The sequence below is a fragment of the bacterium genome, assembly GCA_021158245.1.
Lineage (GTDB): Bacteria > Zhuqueibacterota > QNDG01 > QNDG01 > QNDG01 > QNDG01.
Map to the genome: position 1 here is coordinate 1 of JAGGVB010000201.1, position 16,231 is coordinate 16,231.

Consider the following 16,231-nt stretch of genomic DNA (forward strand, 5'->3'; position numbering starts at 1 on the left):
AATGGGGCGATACTGATATCTGTTGCGCCTTGTCTGATTTCAATATCGATGCCAAAATGAACGGGGCGTACATTGCCATGGGTCTGCTGTACGGCGAAGGCGATTTTAAGAAATCCATGGAAATCAGCACGCGCTGCGGAGGCGACTCTGACTGCAATCCATCAAACTGTTCGGGAGTGATGGGAATTATCCTCGGCTATGACCGTATTCCGGCTGAGTGGACCCGGTATATTGATGACATCTCGGATTCGACTTTTATCTATACCGATTACTCATTCAATAAAGCAGTAGAGAGAACCCTGCACTATGCGAAAGAATTGATTATTAAAAACGGCGGCAGAATTGAAGACGGGAACTGTTATATCAAGATTCAGAAACCCAAAGCAGCAAAGTATGAGAAATCCTTCCCCAATATGAAGCCCAAATTTAAAGTGACCATTGAAGATGAAAACTGCTGGAAATGGAAGGGAAACTGGAAGGTAATCAAAGAGCCCATTGAGTGGGGTTATAAAGAACCGCAGATGCAGGCCTCGGAGAAAGGTTCTGAAGTAGATTTTACATTTGAAGGTACCGGTGCGGTGATTATGGGGAGGTTTGATAAAGACTGCGGTAAAGCTGATGTGTATGTGGACGGTGAATTCGCGAGAACTATTGACAACTACTATTATGTGATGAAATGGGGTGCGGGAGACGGCTGGCTTAACGGCGCACATCTCTTTCATGTAATTAATCTGGATCACGGTTCCCATACGATCAAAATGATCATTAATGGAGAAAAGAACGAAAAATCTTCAGGCACGAAACTGAAAATCGCGAGGGCAATTGTTTATGATCAAATAAATAAATGAGATGTAAAATGGAAATAAGATACATGTGATTTTGTTTTTACTGGTTCCTTCCATATTTGCGCAGGACAGGGAAAAAGTAATTCTGTATTGTGATTTGGGAGATGATATAGATGAAAGTAAAAAACCCAACAGCAGTATTGGTATGTATATAAATGAAGATGAATTTATAAAAAGAATTATGAAAAGGTATTTGAATCAGAATTTTTATCGAAATAATTGATTAGAATGCACTGGATTTATTACTGCCAGGGGCCCTTATCTTTGAAAGTAAATAGCGGATGTAATAAAATAAAAAACAGGAGACTATTATGAAGAATCAACATAATTTGAGATTCAGAAGTACGTTTCATATGAATTATAGTTTTTTGTTTCAATTTTGGCAAAAAGTGCTGTTTGTTTTCATTCTGCTGTTTGTGGCAGTAACATCAGTGTCTAATGTCCAAGCGCAAAATTCTGTTGTTAAGGAGCGGCGTTTAAAGGTTAGTGATTACCGTAACAAGATGATGGCCGGCTGGCTCGGCCAGATGGCAGGTGTTGGCTGGGGGGCTCCCACAGAGTTTCGTTATCAAAGCCGTATTATTCCGGAAGGTGAGGTACCTGCGTGGCAGCCCAAAATGGTAAATGTGTGGGACCAGGACGACCTTTATGTTGAAATGACATTCCTGTGTTCCCTTGAAATGTATGGTTTTGATGTATCAATGCGCCAGGCTGGTATTGACTTTGCCAACAGTAAGTATCAACTATGGCATGCAAATAATGCCGGCCGTATTAATTTACGTAACGGCATTGCACCGCCCGATTGCGGCCATCCGGAATTCAATAAACATGCGGATGACATTGATTATCAGATTGAAGCCGATTATTCAGGCTTGATCGCACCGGGACTGCCCAACACTGTTATAGCTCTTGGTGAGAAGTTTGGGCGTTTGATGAATTACGGAGACGGACTGTATGGCGGCCAGTTTGTGGGAGGGATGTATGCCGAAGCTTTTTTCGAGAATGATCCCTTAAAAATAGTTAAAGCAGGGCTTAAATGTATTCCATCAGGCAGTCAATATGCAGAGGCGGTTAGAGATGTGATAAACTGGCACCAGAAGAATCCTGATGACTGGCAGAAAACCTGGCAGCTTATTAATGAAAAATATCACGATAATCCGGACTATCGGCGATTTTCCTGCGCAGGGAAGGAGAGTAAATTTGATATTGATGCCAAACTCAACGGAGCATATGTTGTTATGGGATTGCTTTATGGAAATTGCGATCTTGATCAAACTACCATTATATCGATGAGATGTGGTCAGGATTCCGACTGTAATCCCTCAAGCGCTGCCGGCGTAATTTTTACTACCGTTGGTTATGATAAACTTCCGAAGCGTTTTATATCAGGGTTGGAACGGGATAAGAAGTTCAGTTATACGGAATATAATTTCCCCATGTTAATTGATGTTTGTGAGAAACTGGCCAGAGAGACTGTATTACGGGCCGGTGGACGTATTGAGAAGAATGATGATGGAGAAGAAATATTCGTCATTCCGGTTATGGAGGTCAAACCCGGCAGCCTTGAACAGTGTTGGGAACCCGGCCCAATTGCAGGCACACGTTTTACCAGTAAAGAACTCCCTCAGTTACAATGGAGATGGTTTTTCAGACTGGCTTTGTGGCTGTTACTTGTTCTGGCCGTATTCGCATTAAAGGAAAACCGTAACCTGAAGGCTTTTTGGATTGTTGTTCCACTGATAACAGTGTTGGTTTTGAGAGCAATTTTTAGTCAACTCATACCGTCCGACTTTTTTAAAGAGGGTATTGATCCGGTTCTAATCGTTAGCTTTTCAATAGGAATAGGTCTGTTGTTTTTACTTGGAGAAAAAATTGCACGATTCAAATGGATTGTTCCTTTTGGCTTGGCTATTGTGGTTTTTGCTGCAGCGGGACTCATTGGGACAATGGACACTTGTAAAGGTTTTTATGATGGAGCAGCAAAGACATTTTTTGCAACTTATTTTTCCTGGGCAGCGACACTGCTGTTGGGGGTAACATTCACATCTTTTCTTTGCCGTAAACGGTATAGTAATAAACGTTTTCTTCTTTTTATGCTGATGTGGACCATAATCTTAAAAATCATTTTAGATACAGCCGTTGCCGCCAGTACATGGGGTTTTGCTATTTTATCTGCATATTTTATTTGGATACTTATTCTTAGTTTTGTGATGGGTATTGTACAGTATCTGTTTATGCTGCCTTTCTGGATACTGGCATTCAAAAATAAGATTTATAATCAACGATTTCGAAATTATCTCAAGTTGCCGGAAGATAATCAGTCAAAATAATATGTTTTTTTGAGTATTATTAATGGAGCTTTTTTTAGACCGGAGAAATTAAAATGAATAATAAGTTATATCTGGTTTGTTTAGGAATTTTAATAGGAATACACACCCTTTCATTCGGTGCTGATGTGAGAATTAAGGCAATCCCCAATGAATCGACACCCAGAACAATTATACTTGAAAATGATAGTTTGTCCATGACCATTTCACTGGATTGGAAGCTGAGTGTTAAGTCCTTAAAATTCAAAAAGAAAAATATTGAACTGATACAATCAAATACGCCCATGCCTCTTATTGGTATTGAAAACCAATGGACTCTTTTTAATGTAGGATTTGGTATACGGAACGTTTCAATTCAACGAAATAAAGAGTTTTCTACTGTACTTATTCATGCATACTCCAATTATCTGGAAAATCCCTTCCACATTTTCGTACAACTCAGCATTGGTGAGACTCCGGAGATCAAAGCGAAGATATGGTTGGTGGATCATTTTAAAAAGGGCTTTTCAGACATTTACAGAGGTGGTAAAACAACTGTTGTTCCTGGAATTCCGTGGCTGTCTTTTATCTCGCCTAATCCTGGCGGAGTAAGGAGAATATTATACCCGACAGGAGATGGGTATTTACTCACAAGTGTGTCTGAAAAGCTGATGGGAAATTATCACCCTGTGCATGAATGGGAGCGTCCTCCGGAGCCCGGGCCTGTGAGGTTGCACTTTATTGAAGGAGGACCTGAGATACCAACGACTGTTGAATTCCCCAAACTTGATATGGGTGTTTTTGTCTATCGAGAGAAATCGGATATTCCATGGCACTTTGGCTCTATAGAAAAAGCTCTCTGGCCGTCACACATAATGCAAGTAGCCAAAGGCGATACAATACATATATTTGAAGGTATTCTTGGAATTTTTGAAGGTGATTGGCATAAATCATATACCTGGCTAAAAAACCGCATTAGAAATAAATTTGATTTTACATATTACAAAAGGCCAGGTTACAAGAAATTCCGAAAGGATTTTCTGGCATATTTCTCGTTTGCCTATAATCATATGATTTATGATCCTTGGGAAAACCGTTTTACACCTGAAAGATTCCTGAATAAAGCAAAGCGTGAATTCGGCGGAATTGATCAATACTGGTTCTGGCATTCCTACCCGAGAGTCGGCGTAGATCCAAGAGATCAATTTGACCTTTATTATGATCTGCCGGGAGGTATAAAAGGATTTAAAAATTTTGTTGCCACTTTCCATTCAATGGGGACCCATGTATTTTTACCTTACAACCCATGGGATGTAATTCGGAAACGAAAAGATATGTATAAAAAACAGGCTGAAATCCTGGGCGCTGTTGATGCTGATGGGCTGCATTTGGATACTATGGATAAAGCGAGTCTTTCTCTTCGCACCGAGATTGATAAGTACAACCCTGAAGCACAGTTTGTCACTGAGGGCAGGCCGTCCATTGAAGGTTTGCAATTTACAACAGAAAGTTTTGACCATCCGGGCCATTCCCGCACTATGCCTGTTGTAGATCTTTTACGGTTTATTATTCCTGAACATCAGGTATTTAAGATTGTGAGGTGGGACCGCAACCGCAGGCCGCTGATTTATAACGCCCTATTCAATGCCACCGGATATGCGGTATGGGAAGATGTTTTTGGAGAGATGAATTTACCGCCGTGGGACGAAAATATTTTGATCAGCCGATACAATCGCATTATGCACGATTTTGTCCGTGCAGTCACCTCGAATAATGTAATGCCCCTCATTCCAACTTTGCGAAAGGATCTTTTTGTAAATGGATTTTTTACTAATGAAATGTACCTTTACACACTGTATCAAACACAACGTGACAGCGTATCTCATTTCTTTGATAACCGTATGATTGGTCCTTTGTTTTGCGTAAACTTACCTGACGATTGGCATATTGTTGATGTGTGGAACAAACGGCCTGTTGAAATTCGAAAGATCAAAGGGAAAAAATGTGCTTTTTTACCACAGGAAATGCCTGAAGAAGCAGGTTGCTTTGTGGCAATGCCCAAGAGGATACAGGTATCGCAAAAGAATGGAAAATGGATTGCCCAAATACCAGGAGGTACATCAGGTACACTTGAATTAATCGGCATTGATATTACAAAAAGAAACATTAAAGGTCCTGAAGTAACTGCCGATAGTCTGCTTATATTTGATCTGAATAGTGTTAAAAAAAGTACTGATGGGTATGTAATGATCCAATATCGCAATGACAATAAGGAGGTGAAGGATGTTGCGCTGGTCAAAGTTGGTTATTAATAGCAATCTTTTGATTGCCCTTTTGTTTTTCTACACTCTCCCGTTAAAGAGCCAGAATGCACCAAAAGAGATGGTGCTTGTACCAAGAACAAAATTTCATTTTATTCAGGTCAATCGATGGCGTGAGGGGCTGCAATTATTACCTTATAAAGAAGGCCCTATTGGTGATGCCTATGTTGACGAATATGAAATTCAAATTGATTCATTTTATATTGATAAATATGAAGTGACAAATAAAGAATACAAAGAATTTCTTGATAAGTCAGGTTACAAACCAAAATGGCCGATGAATTTTCTTAAACATTGGAAAAATGGTAAAATTCCGAAAGGAAAAGAAAATTATCCAGTTGTTTATGTTGACTATTGGGATGCAGAGGCTTACGCAAAATGGGCGGGCAAAGACCTTCCCACTGAAGCACAATGGCAATATGCTGCTCAGGGTACAGATGGGCGCATTTTCCCATGGGGGGATAAATGGAATCCGAAAAAGGCCAACGTGAATTCGAATGGTACGAAACCCGTTGGTTCCTATCCAAAAGGAGCAAGTCCGTTTGGTGTGTTGGATATGGCAGGTAATGTGGCGGAGATGACTGATAGTTTCCAAGATGATGGCTGGCACTGGTTTTCTTATATTCGGGGAGGCAGTTGGTTTCAATCATTCGGAAGCTTATGGTACATGGAAAATGGCGTTGTGACCAACCGGCAGCGATTAAAATTTTGGTGGTTAAATCCTGGATTTAACCGTTCATCAGCTATTGGATTTCGTTGTGTTAAAAAAATGAGATAATATCTAAGGCTAAATCCAGGTAATAAATGTTATAGTTAGTGAAAAAGGATTAATTGTATTATATCTCCCGTCTTTATGGTTACATCTATTATAAGGCAACGACTAATTTATGAAAAAGTTCAATTCCTCTAAAGTTACTTTATTTATGAGTCAATGCGCTCAATGCGCGGGGGCCGGAATATTAATTTTTTGCTTGACAAATGGAAAAGTATTTTTTATATTATTCCTGTTGTGAACAGAATTTCAACTTACAAGAACAAATGATCGCTAATAAAAATGCCATACGTAACAAAAGAAGATGAAGAACTAATAGAAATCTCCCGACTTTATTATGATCACAATTTTAGTCAGTTAGAGATTGCAAAAAAGTTGGGTATTTCACGGCCAGCTGTTTCTCGTTTGTTGCAAAAAGCCCGAGACAAAGGAATAGTTAAAATAAAAATATGCGATCCATCTGATCATGGGACAAAACTTGAAAATAGAATTAAGGATAAATTCAAATTAAGAAAAGTAATTATAGTGCCTAATGAAGGTGTGGACACAAAAGTGATTAAGCGGCGTTTAGGTGAAGCAGCAGCAAAATATTTGGATTCTTTATTAACTGAAAATATTATTCTTGGAGTGTCATGGGGTACAACCATGAGAGAAGTTATTAAGTATTTGAAACCGCGGCCAATAAAAGGAATGATTGTTGTCCAATTGAACGGAGGTGTTGCAAAAGCAGTATATGATACTCATTCCAGTGAGATTGCAATGAAGATTGGGGAGAACTACCATGCAATACCTTTTCTGATGACATTGCCTGCAATATTTGATGATAGTTCTCTAAAAAAGGCTATTATGAATGATAAAAATATTTCTCACCAATTGAAGTTGGCTAGTCAAGTTTCGGTAGCGATGTTTACAGTGGGTGCTTTTAATCGTGAATCCGTTTTAGTGTTGGCAGATTATTTTGAACCTAATGAAGTTAATTATTTGCTAAAAAAAAGAGCAGTTGGTGATATCTGTTCTAGGATTATTGATGAAAATGGAAAAATTTGTTGGAAAGAGTTAAATGACAGAACCATTGGAATTGAAATCGAAGAGTTACGAAAAAAAGAATTTTCTATTGCAGTTGCTGGAGGTAAGGAAAAATTAAAGGCCATTTATGCAGCGTTACTTGGAAAATATTTTAATGTGCTAATCACAGATGAATGGGTTGCTACTGAAATATTAAAATTATCGAGCAATTAATAAATATTCTTAGTCACAGGAGAAATATAAATAAGAGGTTATTGTTTATTTGTTAAATTAAAAGAAAAAGGTATAATTTTTTTTAAATTAGAATGAACAAATGTTTTTGAGTGCTGAACATATGTAATGGATATAATTTTGAAATTGTAAAATTAATTTAAGAATCGAGATTTATTGTTCGTGAGGTGGCCAAGATGAAAAAGTTAGTATTAATAATTTCAGCTATTTCTATTATAACTAATTCATTAAATGCTGTACAGAAAAAAGATAGAAGCAATTTATTTAGTTCTGATAAGATACGGTCATTTACTGGAAAAGATCTACAAACAATTGCATTTCCTATTGGTGGAGTAGCAACTGGGAATATTCTATTAGGTGGCAGAGGCGACATTCATGGACTTGAAATTTTCAATAAACCGGCTAAGAGTTCGACCACCGGATTCGGAAATTTTTTCTCCATATGGGTTAAGAAAAAGGGAGAGAAGCCTGTAGCAAAAATATTAGAACGACAATTACTCCCTCCTTATACGGGTTGGATGGGAGTCCCAAGGAATCAATTTGGCGGAGTTTCCAGATTTAAAGAAGTTATATTTAAGGGGGAATATCCTTTTGCATATCTTACTTACAAAGATGAGACCATTCCTATAAAAATAAATCTTGAAGCTTATAATCCATTTATCCCTCTTTCTCCGAAGAGAAGTGGTATTCCTGCTGCAATATTTAACTGGAAACTCAAAAATCCAACAAATTCTTCTATAAAGGTTTCAATCGCGTTTACTATGCAGAATCCAATACAATCGGGGAATAAGAAAGATTTTGATTTTTACAATAATTTAGACATTGGAGACGACATAAATGAATATATCGATGATGGGGTAAATAGAGGAATATACATGTATTCTAACAGTAACAAAGAAAAGGATCTGGAATTTGGGAGCCTTGCTTTTGCTACAACTAATGAAGATGTTGATGTTCAAACAAGGTGGTATAGGGGTATCTGGTTTGATAAGGCACATATTTTCTGGGGTGATTTCACAGACGATGGACGTATCAGGAATTATACTGAAAAGGCCAGCTCAAAAAATAATAACACATTCTATTGGAATCCAAAATCTGATGTCGCAACTGTTTTAGTATCAATTGAATTAAGGCCGAATGAAGAAAAAACAGTTCCTTTCTATTTTAGTTGGTTTTTTCCGAATAGAAAAGAAATCTATTCTATTGGTGCAACAGAATCATCAATATTTAGAAATTACTATACTACCCAATTTAAGGATGCGTGGGATGTTCTTAGATATCTAACTCAAAATATTAAAAATTTATATAAGGATACTAAAACTTTTCATGATATTCTTTTTAGTTCTTCCTATCCATCGTATGTGATTGATGCTATAACTTCTCAAATGTCATCACTTAAAACGAATCTTGTAACGCGTGATGAAAAGGGACAATTTTATGGATGGGAAGGGTTGACAGATAACGCAGGGTGTTGTTTTGGGAGCTGTACACACGTATGGAATTATGCACAAACTTTAGCTTATCTATTCCCTTCTCTCGAAAGAAGTATGCATGAGATAACATTACTCCATGATACATTTAATAATGGTTATCAACCGTATCGTACTATATTCCCGCCTGAAAATAGGTGGTTTCATTTTCGTCCTGCAGCTGACGGGCAAATGGGAAATATTATCACAACATATAGAGAATGGAAACTTTCGGGTGATACTGATTGGCTAAAAAGTATTTGGCAAAAGGTTAAAGCCTCACTTGAGTATGCATGGAAAGGTGTTGGAAAGGTTGAGGAGAATTTGGAATGGCAGAAAAATGGTGCTGCATTGCCATGGGACCCAAACAAAGATGGTGTTATGGAGGGGCAGCAGCATAATACGTATGATGTCGATTTTTATGGACCAAATACCATGGTTGGTGCAACTTACTTAGGTGCATTAAAAGCAGCTTCGGAGATGGCAAAAGCTGTGGGTGAAGATGATAAGTCAAAGGAATACATCAAGCTTTTCCAAAAAGGTTCTAAAAAATATGATAGACTTCTGTGGAATGGGGAATATTATTCTCAGAAGGTTGATGTTCTTGATGGACTTAAGGTCCCAAAGGAGTGGCAAACTCCTAATACGGATGGAGAGATTATACCAAAGTATCAATATGAAAAGGGTTGCTTATCGGATCAGTTAATGGGCCAGTACCTGGCTTTTACGACTGGCCTTGGTTATTTATTCAATAAAGCCCATGTTGATCAAGCTATGGAATCGATTTTTAAATACAATTTTCGAACTGATTTTAATAATTTCTCAAATGTTCAACGCATATATGCTCTGAATGATGAGAAAGGACTTCTTCTTTGCACATGGCCTAAAGGTAACCGACCTGTACTTCCTTTTATCTATTCTGACGAAGTTTGGACCGGTATAGAGTATCAGGTAGCGAGTTCGTTGATTTACACGGGGCATATCGAGGATGGATTGACAATAATTAAGGCCGCTCGTGACAGATATAGTGGTTTTAATAGAAATCCATGGGATGAAATAGAATGTGGACACAATTATGCGAGAGCAATGTCGAGCTGGGCGATAATGCTTGCTCTTTCAGGTTATCAATATGATGGTGTTAATCACGTTATTTCATTCTCACCTAAAGTCAATAAAAATGATTTCAAGACATTCTGGTCATCAGGTAAGGGTTGGGGTGGTTTCACCATTAAAGACCACACTGTTACTGTAAAAGTGGAGTATGGAAGCCTAAAAATATTGAAATTGGGAATTTCAAAGGATTATAATTTCAAATCAATAACAAGTGTTAATGGAATATCCAAAAATGTGCGAATAAGTTTAAAAAAGAAAAATTGTCTATTATATGTCTCTTTTGAAAATCTTGTAGAACTGAAAAGGGGCGATCATTTATCAATTGTGTTTAAATAATACTCAATTAATGCTGATGAATAGGTTCAAGGAATATGTCTGAAAAAACAACATTATCAATTGCCATCGGATCGGATCATGCAGGCTTCTCATTAAAGGAAGTGCTGAAATCATATCTTATAGCGAATGGCTATGAGTTATTTGATTGTGGTACTTATAATAAAGATTCCGTCGATTATCCAAAATATGCATATGCTGTTGCTAAAAGGATATCCGATGGTAAGGCTCAATTTGGAATTATTGTTGATGGATCCGGTATTGGATCTGCTGTGGTAGCAAATAAAGTACACGGTATTCGTGCTGCGATGTGTTATGATCTTTCCACTGCAAAGAGTGCGCGTGAGCACAATGATGCGAATGTATTAACATTAGGTGCAGGATTGATCAGCTCAACATTGGCTAAACAAATTGTTGATGTTTTTTTGTCAAGCAAATGTACTGTTGAACGCTATTTGAGTAGAGTGAAGATGGTAGATGATTTAAACGCATGCATTAAACAGAATTGTAATTTTGAGGACACTGTAAGTCTTCAAAAAAAGGAGACAAATTCATTGGATTTAACAGATCAAGATATTGAGCGCGTTGCGGATAAAATTAAAGATTTTTTAGAGGCTCAGAAAATTAGTCTATACAATAGCGCAAATGTTGCTTTTAAGCAAAGTGTAGATAATGACCATGATACTGTACGCAAATTTATTAACTTGGGTGTTGAGAGGATATCAAATAGTCCTGGGATAACAAATATTCCACGAGACATTGCTAAGTATATTGATCATACTTTACTAAACCCTGATGCAACGATTGATGATATTTTGAAATTATGTTCAGAAGCAAAGGAATTTGAATTTGCTTCGGTTTGTATAAATCCAACATATGTCCCACTGGCTGCAAAGGAATTGGCAGGAACACATGTCCATGTATGTGCAGTTGTTGGGTTTCCGCATGGAAATCATATGCCTGAGATAAAAGCTCATGAGACACGTCGAGCTATTCGTGATGGTGCTAAAGAAATTGATATGGTTATTAATATTGGAGCATTAAAGAATGGTAATGAAGAATTATTATACAAAGATATCAGGATGGTTGCTGAAGCTTGTGAAGATGGAGGTGCTTTGAGCAAAGTTATTATCGAAGCAGCATTGCTGACTGACGAAGAAAAAATAATTGCTTGTAAAGTAGCTAAACGTGCGCGAGCAAATTTTGTAAAGACTTCTACTGGATTTGGCCCGGGAGGTGCGACTAAGCATGATGTAGAATTAATGAGCCGAGTTGTCCGTGATTCAGGGATGGGAGTTAAAGCTGCTGGGGGAATTAAAACTATTGAAGATTTTAATGAAATGATTACAGCAGGTGCTACAAGAATAGGTGCGAGTGCGGGTGTTCAAATTCTTGAGCAAGCAAAAAATATTACAGTTTCTGAGTGAGTTTGTATAATAAAATTAAAGGGAGGTTATGTTTTGGTTGATCTACGTGCTTATATTTTTTTAGATAGCATCCAACCCCAATATGCAGCATTTTTAGGAACTATTGTGAAAGGATTTTTACCAATTGCCGGAATGGCTTCACTTTATGTTGAAATTTCTCCCGGGATTGAGATTAATCGTGTAACTGATATTGCATTAAAATCAACAGATGTTACACCAGGAATGCAGATTGTTGAAAGGCTTTACGGATTATTAGAGGTTCATTCATCCTCCCAAGCAGACGTTCGTCAAGCAGGTAATGCTATTTTGGAGGCATTGGAATTAAAAGAAGAGGAACGGTGGAAACCGAAAATATATTCCAGTCAAGTGATTCGTTCTATTGATGATTACCAGACACAGCTGATTAATCGAATGCGCCATGGGAATATGATTGTTCCAGGAGAAACTCTTTTTGTAATGGAGGTTCAACCTGCAGCTTATGCAGCTTTGGCTGCTAATGAAGCTGAGAAAGCTGCAGATATCAATATTTTAGAAGTAAGGGCATATGGTAGTTTTGGAAGGATTTATCTTGGTGGGAAAGAACGGGATATTGATGTCGGCTATCGGGCTGCTATTAAGGCGATTGAGGATGTCTCTGGAAAAGAAATGAAAAATTAATAAAGAGAATTTTTGTCCAAATTTAAGAGAGACAAGGAAAAGAAGGATTCCTCCCGATTAAAATCGGGACGGGAATAACATGAGGGAGGGGTGTCATTCCTGAAATTTTCAATCAGGAATCCAGGATTGGGCTAAGTGTCTATTCCTAAATAAATTTGATTAAATGTGGTTGTGATTTATGAATAATGCAGGTTAGTAAAGATGGAAAATTTATTTTTTTGAAGAGAACAACAAATAATTTGGAGGTAATGAAATGGCTGAAGCATTAGGTATGATTGAAACCCGGAGTTTTCCTGCAGTAGTCGAAGCAGCAGATGCAATGGTAAAAGCAGCAAAAGTAGAATTGGTTGGTTATGAAAAGACAGGAGGCGGTTATGTTTCTGCAATCATTCGGGGTGATGTTGCTGCTGTGAAAGCCGCATGCGATGCAGGTAGGGCAGGTGCCTCAAAAGTTGGTGAGATCGTTGCAATCCATGTAATTGCTCGCCTTCATGCGAACGTTGATATTGTTATGCCACTTGGCCGCATGGAGAAAAAGGAGAAAACAACTATAAAGCGGTCTTAGTTTATATGCAATAAATAAAACCATAGGAAAAACGATGATTTTAGCAAAGGTAGCGGGTACTGTTGTTGCAACTCAAAAAGAGCCGAGTATGGAAGGACTGAAGTTTCTTTTATTACGTCAGATAGATTTAGATGGTAAAAAAACAGGTGGTTTTGTAGTAGCAGTAGATGCTGTGGGGGCTGGCATTGAAGAAATTGTACTCTATGCCAGTGGGAGTTCTGCAAGACAAACTATCATGACAGAAAAACGTCCATGTGATGCTGTAATCATGGCTATTGTTGATAACTGGGAGGTTGAAGGCCAGTTGAAATATAAAAAGGGTGTTGATGACTAAATGTATTGACACTTAACATATGTCAGATTATAATATTTAATTATTCAATATGATGCTGAATAAACATTTTTGATGATTATGAGGAATGTTGATATGTCTTCCTTGACGGAAAAGCAGGTTGATACTGTAGCCCGACGTGTACTCGAAAGGTTACTATATACCAGTCCTGATGATAGATTAAATTTGCCTAATAAGAAAGATCTTTCTCAAAAATATTCGTCCTTATCAGGCATATTTTCGAAAATAAACGAGGCAGTAGCTGCAGCCGGACAAGCTCAACGCCAGTTAATGCAACTTTCATTGGCAAAACGAAATGAGATAATCAAGAATATCCGGCTTAAAATGTCTGAACATGCAGAAGAATTAGCTCGGAAAGCGCATGAAGAGACAGGTCTTGGACGTGTTGAAGATAAGATTTTAAAGAATAAACTTGTTATTGAGAAAACTCCAGGAACCGAAATATTGACAACTCAGGCGTATTCGGGTGATCGCGGTTTGATGTTGATGGAATTGGCGCCATATGGTATTATCGGTGCTATAACACCTGTAACGAATCCTACTTCAACGATTATTTGTAATACGATTGGTATGATTGCGGCTGGGAATGCTGTTGTCTTCAACGTACATCCATCTGCAAAAAATGTAAGTATTGAAAATATTATTCTAATTAATGAAGCGATTTCTGAAGCAGGGGGGCCATGCAATTTAGTCACGGCAATTTCTGAACCGACAATTGAAAGTGCACAGGAATTGATGAAACATTCAGATGTTCGTTTACTTGTTATAACAGGTGGTGCAAGTGTTGTAAAAGCAGCCATGACAAGTGGAAAGAGAGCAATCTGTGCAGGGCCTGGGAACCCTCCTATTGTTGTGGATGAGAGTGCGGACATAAAGCAGGCATCCAAAGATATATTACTGGGTGCATCTTTGGATAACAATATTATCTGTGTCAGTGGAAAAATTTTGTTCGTAGTAGAAAGTATTGCAGATAAACTTATTTCAGCACTTAAAAATCAGGGTGCTGTCCAACTAAGTAAAGAACAGTTTACGCATCTTGAGAAGATTATTTTTGCGGAAAACCATGGACCTCGAATGCATGCGGTTATGGAAAAAACACTTATTGGAAAAGATGTTCAGGTTATATTATCGAAAATTGGAATTAATGTAGATCAGGATGTGCGGTTAGCTATTGTGGAAGTCCCGTATGAGCATCCATTGGTTTGGACCGAACAGATGATGCCAATTCTTCCGATTGTGAGGGCGGAAAGTGCCGATCAAGCCATTGATATGGCCAAGGAAGCTGAGGGTGGATTACGCCATACAGCCGTGATGCACTCCAAGAATCTTGACAATTTGAGCCGTATGGCACGGGAAATGGACAGCAGTATTTTTGTGAAGAATGGACCTGCAGTTGCCGGTTTGGGTTATGGGGGCGAGGGGTATTGCTCATTTTCAATAGCTAGTCCTACGGGAGAAGGGTTGACAAATCCAAGAAGTTTCGCTCGTGAACGTCGTTGTGTATTAGTAGACCATTTTAGGATAATATAATGAAAGTATACCCTGCAATAGCATTAATCGAATATTCAGATATTCCTATGGGAATTCTATGCAGTGATGCAATGGTTAAACACTCTCCAATTTCAATGATTAAGACTGGTACTGTATCTCGGGGTAAATTTTTGATTTTGATTGGGGGCAGTGTTGCTTCTGTGGAAGAAGCGTACGAAGAAGGTGTAAATAGAGGAAAATCTTTCCTTTTGGATTCTCTATTTCTGCCTGATGTGCATAGACAAGTCTATGATGCGTTGTTAGGGAACCGCACTGGATGTATTGGGGATGGCATAGCTGTTTTTGAGACGAAAACAGTGGCAACAGTGATTCGTTCATCAGACGCAGCTGTTAAAAGTGCAGATGTAGACATTATTGAAACCCGAATGGCTGATTCTTTGGGTGGTCAAGCATTTACAATATTTACGGGGAAAGTAGGGGATCTTGAATCAGCTATTCGGATTGCTCAAAGATCAGCTGAAGAATTTAATGCTTTGTGTAGCTATTCGATTATCCCCAAATTGCATCCAGAGATCGCTAAGCAAATTGATGTATCAACACGATTTTCAAAAATTGAAAGTTTATTTATTAAAGATGGAGAGATAAATAATGTTATTGGGAAGGGTGATAGGAACTCTGACACCTAGTGAAGTTTATAAAGGATTAAAAGGAGTTCCTATGCTCATAGTTCAACCATTAGATAAACAGCAGAAATCTGCCGGGTCACCTTTGGTTGCAGCTGATTCAACAAGAATGGCCGGACATGGTGAGCTGATTTATTATGAAGGTGGACGAGAAGCAGCGTTAGCACTGGATCCGTGGTTTGTTCCTGTTGACCATACGATTATTGGAATTGTAGATGATGTGCACTTGTTAAATTTGGAGGATACATGATCCTGGGACAGGCCTGCGGGGTTATATACTCTACAATTAACCATCCTTTTTATGACACTAGGCGGCTTCTCATTGTTGATCGTTTAGATCCAAAAGGCCGACCAACCGGCAAATATTTAATTGCCGTGGACACTGTAGATGCTGGTAATGGGGAAATTGTATTAGTTATCGATGAGGGAAATTCAGCCCGTCAGATTGTAGATGATTCCAATGCACCAATTCGTTCTATAATCGTTGGAATTGTTGATCATATAAGTATAGATATAGATAAAGTATGAAAAAGTTGATTTGTGTTATTAACTATTTGACTTTTTTATTAAAGGAATATTTATGTATAAATAAATAAAGAATAAAATAATTTCATATCAGAAAAGTTAATTTAGGAAATAA

Annotated in this window: 15 protein-coding genes; all 15 read left to right on the plus strand. The window is 38.0% G+C overall.

Annotation, left to right across the window (positions count from 1 at the left end; translation table 11 throughout):
* On the plus strand, window positions 1-848 hold an 848-nt coding region (locus J7K93_12225; protein ID MCD6117776.1), incomplete at its 5' end, for an ADP-ribosylglycohydrolase family protein.
* 25 nt (window positions 849-873) lie between these two features.
* Window positions 874-1,068: a hypothetical protein gene (locus J7K93_12230; GenBank protein ID MCD6117777.1), complete on the plus strand. Its 195-nt coding sequence runs from the start codon at window positions 874-876 to the stop codon at window positions 1,066-1,068.
* Between the two features lie 88 nt (window positions 1,069-1,156).
* Window positions 1,157-3,175 (plus strand): ADP-ribosylglycohydrolase family protein, encoded by a 2,019-nt coding sequence (locus J7K93_12235; protein MCD6117778.1) that lies wholly within the window; start codon window positions 1,157-1,159, stop codon window positions 3,173-3,175.
* A gap of 53 nt (window positions 3,176-3,228) precedes the next feature.
* The gene (locus tag J7K93_12240; protein MCD6117779.1) at window positions 3,229-5,463 is read left to right on the plus strand and encodes a hypothetical protein; all 2,235 of its coding nucleotides are present in this window, start codon (window positions 3,229-3,231) and stop codon (window positions 5,461-5,463) included.
* Entirely contained in the window at window positions 5,435-6,250 is an 816-nt protein-coding gene (locus tag J7K93_12245; GenBank protein ID MCD6117780.1) for an SUMF1/EgtB/PvdO family nonheme iron enzyme, read from the plus strand. Before J7K93_12240 ends, J7K93_12245 begins: the two co-directional genes overlap by 29 nt.
* Window positions 6,251-6,526: 276 nt before the next feature.
* Window positions 6,527-7,483: a sugar-binding transcriptional regulator gene (locus J7K93_12250; protein ID MCD6117781.1), complete on the plus strand. Its 957-nt coding sequence runs from the start codon at window positions 6,527-6,529 to the stop codon at window positions 7,481-7,483.
* A gap of 194 nt (window positions 7,484-7,677) precedes the next feature.
* Entirely contained in the window at window positions 7,678-10,419 is a 2,742-nt protein-coding gene (locus tag J7K93_12255; protein ID MCD6117782.1) for a hypothetical protein, read from the plus strand.
* A gap of 35 nt (window positions 10,420-10,454) precedes the next feature.
* Window positions 10,455-11,843: a deoxyribose-phosphate aldolase gene (gene deoC, locus J7K93_12260; GenBank protein ID MCD6117783.1), complete on the plus strand. Its 1,389-nt coding sequence runs from the start codon at window positions 10,455-10,457 to the stop codon at window positions 11,841-11,843.
* A gap of 9 nt (window positions 11,844-11,852) precedes the next feature.
* The gene (locus J7K93_12265; protein MCD6117784.1) at window positions 11,853-12,500 is read left to right on the plus strand and encodes a hypothetical protein; all 648 of its coding nucleotides are present in this window, start codon (window positions 11,853-11,855) and stop codon (window positions 12,498-12,500) included.
* 253 nt (window positions 12,501-12,753) lie between these two features.
* Window positions 12,754-13,065, plus strand: coding sequence for a BMC domain-containing protein (locus tag J7K93_12270; GenBank protein ID MCD6117785.1), 312 nt, complete (start codon window positions 12,754-12,756; stop codon window positions 13,063-13,065).
* Window positions 13,066-13,099: 34 nt separating this feature from the next.
* Entirely contained in the window at window positions 13,100-13,399 is a 300-nt protein-coding gene (locus J7K93_12275; protein ID MCD6117786.1) for a EutN/CcmL family microcompartment protein, read from the plus strand.
* 93 nt (window positions 13,400-13,492) lie between these two features.
* Window positions 13,493-14,947 (plus strand): aldehyde dehydrogenase EutE, encoded by a 1,455-nt coding sequence (locus J7K93_12280; protein ID MCD6117787.1) that lies wholly within the window; start codon window positions 13,493-13,495, stop codon window positions 14,945-14,947.
* Entirely contained in the window at window positions 14,947-15,594 is a 648-nt protein-coding gene (locus J7K93_12285; GenBank protein ID MCD6117788.1) for a BMC domain-containing protein, read from the plus strand. The genes J7K93_12280 and J7K93_12285 overlap by 1 nt, the downstream gene beginning before the upstream one ends.
* Window positions 15,557-15,841: an ethanolamine utilization protein EutN gene (locus J7K93_12290; GenBank protein MCD6117789.1), complete on the plus strand. Its 285-nt coding sequence runs from the start codon at window positions 15,557-15,559 to the stop codon at window positions 15,839-15,841. Before J7K93_12285 ends, J7K93_12290 begins: the two co-directional genes overlap by 38 nt.
* The gene (locus J7K93_12295; GenBank protein MCD6117790.1) at window positions 15,838-16,119 is read left to right on the plus strand and encodes a EutN/CcmL family microcompartment protein; all 282 of its coding nucleotides are present in this window, start codon (window positions 15,838-15,840) and stop codon (window positions 16,117-16,119) included. Before J7K93_12290 ends, J7K93_12295 begins: the two co-directional genes overlap by 4 nt.
* The last annotated feature ends 112 nt before the right edge of the window (window positions 16,120-16,231 follow it).

Bases quoted from the DNA above. Each gene is read 5' to 3' on its own strand.
- J7K93_12235 (MCD6117778.1), top strand. From the start codon at position 1,157: ATGAAGAATCAACATAATTTGAGATTCAGAAGTACGTTTCATATGAAT.
- J7K93_12240 (MCD6117779.1), top strand. From the start codon at position 3,229: ATGAATAATAAGTTATATCTGGTTTGTTTAGGAATTTTAATAGGAATA.
- J7K93_12245 (MCD6117780.1), top strand. From the start codon at position 5,435: ATGTTGCGCTGGTCAAAGTTGGTTATTAATAGCAATCTTTTGATTGCC.
- J7K93_12250 (MCD6117781.1), top strand. From the start codon at position 6,527: ATGCCATACGTAACAAAAGAAGATGAAGAACTAATAGAAATCTCCCGA.
- J7K93_12255 (MCD6117782.1), top strand. From the start codon at position 7,678: ATGAAAAAGTTAGTATTAATAATTTCAGCTATTTCTATTATAACTAAT.
- deoC (MCD6117783.1), top strand. From the start codon at position 10,455: ATGTCTGAAAAAACAACATTATCAATTGCCATCGGATCGGATCATGCA.
- J7K93_12270 (MCD6117785.1), top strand. From the start codon at position 12,754: ATGGCTGAAGCATTAGGTATGATTGAAACCCGGAGTTTTCCTGCAGTA.
- J7K93_12275 (MCD6117786.1), top strand. From the start codon at position 13,100: ATGATTTTAGCAAAGGTAGCGGGTACTGTTGTTGCAACTCAAAAAGAG.
- J7K93_12280 (MCD6117787.1), top strand. From the start codon at position 13,493: ATGTCTTCCTTGACGGAAAAGCAGGTTGATACTGTAGCCCGACGTGTA.
- J7K93_12285 (MCD6117788.1), top strand. From the start codon at position 14,947: ATGAAAGTATACCCTGCAATAGCATTAATCGAATATTCAGATATTCCT.
- J7K93_12290 (MCD6117789.1), top strand. From the start codon at position 15,557: ATGTTATTGGGAAGGGTGATAGGAACTCTGACACCTAGTGAAGTTTAT.
- J7K93_12295 (MCD6117790.1), top strand. From the start codon at position 15,838: ATGATCCTGGGACAGGCCTGCGGGGTTATATACTCTACAATTAACCAT.